The organism is Pseudoalteromonas sp. AS84 (assembly GCF_038900255.1).
Classification (GTDB): Bacteria; Pseudomonadota; Gammaproteobacteria; order Enterobacterales; family Alteromonadaceae; genus Pseudoalteromonas.
In genome coordinates, this window is sequence record NZ_JBBMQY010000043.1 from 1 (window position 1) to 3,796 (window position 3,796).

A 3,796-nucleotide genomic window follows, 5' to 3' on the forward strand; every position below is an offset into this window, starting at 1 on the left:
CTAGCTAATTGTTACCAAAAAGCCCGAGCTTAGTCTCGGGTTTTTTAATGTCTAAAATAAAGTGTCATATGAAGGTGACGCTCTTACTTTTGGCGTAGGTGCGTTGTAGTAATGTTCAAAGCGTAATTATTAGCCTAGCTAATTGTTACCAAAAAGCCCGAGCTTAGTCTCGGGTTTTTTAATGTTTAAAATATAGAGTGATTTGAAGGTGAGAGTCTCACATTAGGCGAAGATACTTAGTAAAAATATTCAAAATGTCATTATTGGCATTAATAAAAAAACCCGAGCCAAGCCCGGGTCTCTATAAGTTATGAATATGCCATAATTGGGTGATAACTATTCAATATTTTGAATTTGTTCTCTCATTTGTTCAATCAACACTTTTAGCTCTACAGCAGCAGTAGTGATGTCACTATTGATAGACTTAGATGCTAGCGTGTTAGCTTCACGATTAAATTCTTGCATCATAAAATCTAGGCGACGGCCACATGCGCCACCTTTTTTAAGGATTTTTTTAGTTTCTTTAACGTGAGACTTTAAACGATCTAATTCTTCGGCTACATCTTGTTTTTGAGCAAGATAAATAAGTTCTTGTTCAAGGCGTGATTCGTCAATGTTTGCTGTTAAGTCTTCTAGCTTTTGAGCCAGCTTTTCACGTTGCCACTTAGCAATCTCGGGCATATGCGTTTCTACAATTTCTACTTGCTCTAAAATCGCATCAAGGCGGATTGCTATCATTTCTTCAAGGTTTGCACCTTCATCGCCACGGGCTGATTTAAAATCTTCGATTACTTGATCAAGACCAACAATTAGTGCGGTATTAACGCTATCCATATCAAGTTCTTCAGCTTCCATAACACCAGGCCAACGCAATATATCAACAGGATTAATATCGCCATTACTTTGTTGTTGAACCCATTTAGCGCTATTTATCAATTGCTCAGCAAGGGCTTGGTTAATTGATAGCTCACCAACATGGGCTGGATTTGCTACAAACTTTAAAAAGACCTCAACTTTACCGCGTTGTAAGTGTTTGCGTAAACGCTCACGAATAACTGGCTCCATGCCACGAAATTGCTCTGGTGCGCGAATAAATGTTTCAAGGTAACGCTGGTTCACTGAACGAACTTCCCAAGTGCCAGTTCCCCAATCGCCTTTTATTTCGCGACGCGCATAAGCTGTCATACTGTGGATCATGGATATTTTCCTAAATTAATAAATACAATATTACGATGATTATACCGTAACACTGCTTAAGCTCTAGGGAAAATTTAATACACTGAATATTTTGCATACAGCTATTTATTTAAATCAGCATGGTATCTATACCCACATACACTTATAATGTCGCAAATTCTGAATTAAGGGGATCGTCAATGCGTCCAAGCGAAAGAACACCTAACCAAATTAGACCTGTTACATTTACACGTAATTATACTTTGCATGCTGAAGGCTCAGTACTTGTTGAGTTTGGTAACACCAAAGTACTTTGTACAGCGACTGTTGAATCGGGCGTTCCTCGTTTCATGAAAGGCCAAGGTAAGGGTTGGATCAATGCTGAATACGGTATGTTACCGCGAGCAACGCATACACGTAATGCGCGTGAAGCTGCACGTGGTAAGCAGGGCGGTCGTACTATGGAAATTCAACGCTTAATTGCACGTGCACTTCGTGCGGCTGTTGATTTAAAAGCCCTTGGTGAAAACACAATTACTATCGACTGTGATGTTATTCAAGCAGATGGTGGTACACGTACTGCTTCTATAAGTGGCGCATGTGTTGCACTAGTTGATGCACTAACGCATATGCGTGCTAAAGGTATGATTAACTCAAACCCACTTAAGCATATGATTGCGGCTATTTCAGTAGGCATATACAAAGGTCAAGCAATTAGCGATTTAGAGTATATAGAAGATTCAGCTGCTGAGACTGATATGAACGTAATTTTAACTGAGACAGGTAAAATTATTGAAATTCAAGGTACAGCCGAAGGTGAACCTTTCTCGTTTGATGAGCTGGATGAATTACTTACTTTAGCCAAACACTCTATACGTGAAATCATTGACGTACAAAAGCAAGCATTAGCATAAATAGGTAGGCCACTAGATATGAAAGATTATCAAAAAGAGTTTATAGAATTTGCTCTAGAGAAGCAGGTATTAAAGTTTGGTGAGTTTACTTTAAAGTCAGGGCGAACAAGTCCGTACTTTTTTAATGCTGGCTTATTTAACACTGGTCGTGATTTAGCGCGTTTAGGTCGCTTCTATGCTGCAGCATTGGAAGATTCATCGATAGAGTATGATGTATTATTTGGTCCTGCTTATAAAGGTATTCCAATAGCGACAACAACGGCAGTTGCATTAGCAGATCACCATGATAAAGATGTACCGTACTGTTTTAACCGTAAAGAGAAAAAAGCACACGGTGAAGGTGGTACGTTAGTAGGCTCAGAACTCAATGGCAAAATAATGCTAGTTGATGATGTAATTACCGCAGGTACCGCTATTCGTGAGTCCATGGAAATTATTGCACAAAATGGTGCAGACCTTAGTGGCGTTTTAATAGCATTAGATCGCCAAGAAAAAGGTAAAGCCGAGTTATCAGCTATTCAAGAAGTTGAGCGCGACTTTAATACCAAAGTAATTTCTATTGTAAAATTAGCTGATCTTATTAGCTACCTTGAAGTTCAAGGGACGATGGATGAACATTTAGCCTCAGTTAAAGCTTATCGTGATCAATACGGTGTAGCATAAATAAAAAGCCTCGCACTGCGGGGCTTTATTTTGACCTTCATTCATAGAGTTTTTAATGAAAGATATACTTAAACCAAATGGCTTAGGCCTCAAACGCGTTTTCAAAGCGACTTATTGTTCCTATCTTGGCTTTAAAGCAGCATTTAAGGAGGAAGCCGCATTTAGACAAGAGCTACTATTAAGCCTTATATTATTTCCAATTTCATTTTGGCTTGCTTCATCATTACTGCACTGGGCAATATTAATTAGCTCACTGCTTATTATTCTAATAGTTGAATTGCTAAACTCTGCAATTGAAGCATTAACAGATCGAGTAAGTACAGAATTGCATGTATTGTCAGGTAGAGCCAAAGATATGGGATCTGCAGCCGTAACACTTTCATTAGCGATCGTGTTGATCATTTGGGGTGTAAGCCTTTACATGAAGATCGTTTGATACAATATTTGATATTAGAATAGTTAAAGCGCCTTTAGTTGTTAATAACTTGCTAGTTATGTTGTGTTTTTAACGTGTTTAGCTCAAATACTCAGCGAACAACACATTATTTCAAGTTTTCTTCAAAAAAGGGTTGATCTGTTTTCGGATCTCCCTATAATGCGACCCCACTGAGACGGGATATGGCGACGCGCAGCGGACAACGCATAGCGAGGCACGAACAACTCAGGGTGTTAAGTAAAACTTAGTTTGAATCTTTTTAGAAAGTTTAAACTTAAGTGTTGACAAAAAAATAGGAAAGCGTAATATGCGCAGCCCTAGCGAGATAAAGTTTAACTTTAATCGCAACGTTCTTTAACAATATAAAGCAATCATCTGTGTGGGCACTCGTACAGATTGAGTTCTAACAGCCAAGCTTAGTTCGCTAAGTAAGGCAAACAAATTAGAGTCTCAATTGAAAACTGAGTGACCAACAGAATAGTTATTTCGGTAATTATTCGGCACAGTCAATTCAATATCGAAAGATATTAAAAAATTCAGAATTCATTGAGCTGTCGAAAGACATAAAACTTTTTAATTGAAGAGTTTGATCATGGCTCAGATTGAA

The 3,796-nt window shown here is 38.3% G+C and carries 4 protein-coding genes; 3 read left to right on the plus strand and 1 reads right to left on the minus strand.

What is annotated here, in order from left to right; genetic code table 11:
- Positions 1–336: 336 nt before the first annotated feature.
- Complete coding sequence (locus tag WNY79_RS20680) at positions 337–1,197, minus strand: YicC/YloC family endoribonuclease (RefSeq protein ID WP_166115063.1); 861 nt, start codon at positions 1,195–1,197, stop codon at positions 337–339.
- A 179-nt stretch (positions 1,198–1,376) separates the two neighbouring features.
- On the opposite strand from WNY79_RS20680, the gene rph reads away from it, so the two are divergent.
- From rph to WNY79_RS20695, 3 genes are read left to right on the plus strand one after another with little or no spacing between them, the layout of a single operon-like run.
- On the plus strand, positions 1,377–2,090 hold the full coding sequence (gene rph, locus WNY79_RS20685) for a ribonuclease PH (RefSeq protein WP_002958890.1): 714 nt from the start codon (positions 1,377–1,379) through the stop codon (positions 2,088–2,090).
- Between the two features lie 18 nt (positions 2,091–2,108).
- On the plus strand, positions 2,109–2,753 hold the full coding sequence (gene pyrE, locus WNY79_RS20690; RefSeq protein WP_076926143.1) for an orotate phosphoribosyltransferase: 645 nt from the start codon (positions 2,109–2,111) through the stop codon (positions 2,751–2,753).
- A gap of 55 nt (positions 2,754–2,808) precedes the next feature.
- On the plus strand, positions 2,809–3,189 hold the full coding sequence (locus WNY79_RS20695; RefSeq protein WP_024598706.1) for a diacylglycerol kinase: 381 nt from the start codon (positions 2,809–2,811) through the stop codon (positions 3,187–3,189).
- Positions 3,190–3,796 lie beyond the last annotated feature (607 nt).

Coding starts and splice junctions, on each gene's coding strand:
- pyrE (WP_076926143.1), top strand. CDS start 2,109: ATGAAAGATTATCAAAAAGAGTTTATAGAATTTGCTCTAGAGAAGCAG.
- WNY79_RS20680 (WP_166115063.1), bottom strand. CDS start 1,197: ATGATCCACAGTATGACAGCTTATGCGCGTCGCGAAATAAAAGGCGAT.
- rph (WP_002958890.1), top strand. CDS start 1,377: ATGCGTCCAAGCGAAAGAACACCTAACCAAATTAGACCTGTTACATTT.
- WNY79_RS20695 (WP_024598706.1), top strand. CDS start 2,809: ATGAAAGATATACTTAAACCAAATGGCTTAGGCCTCAAACGCGTTTTC.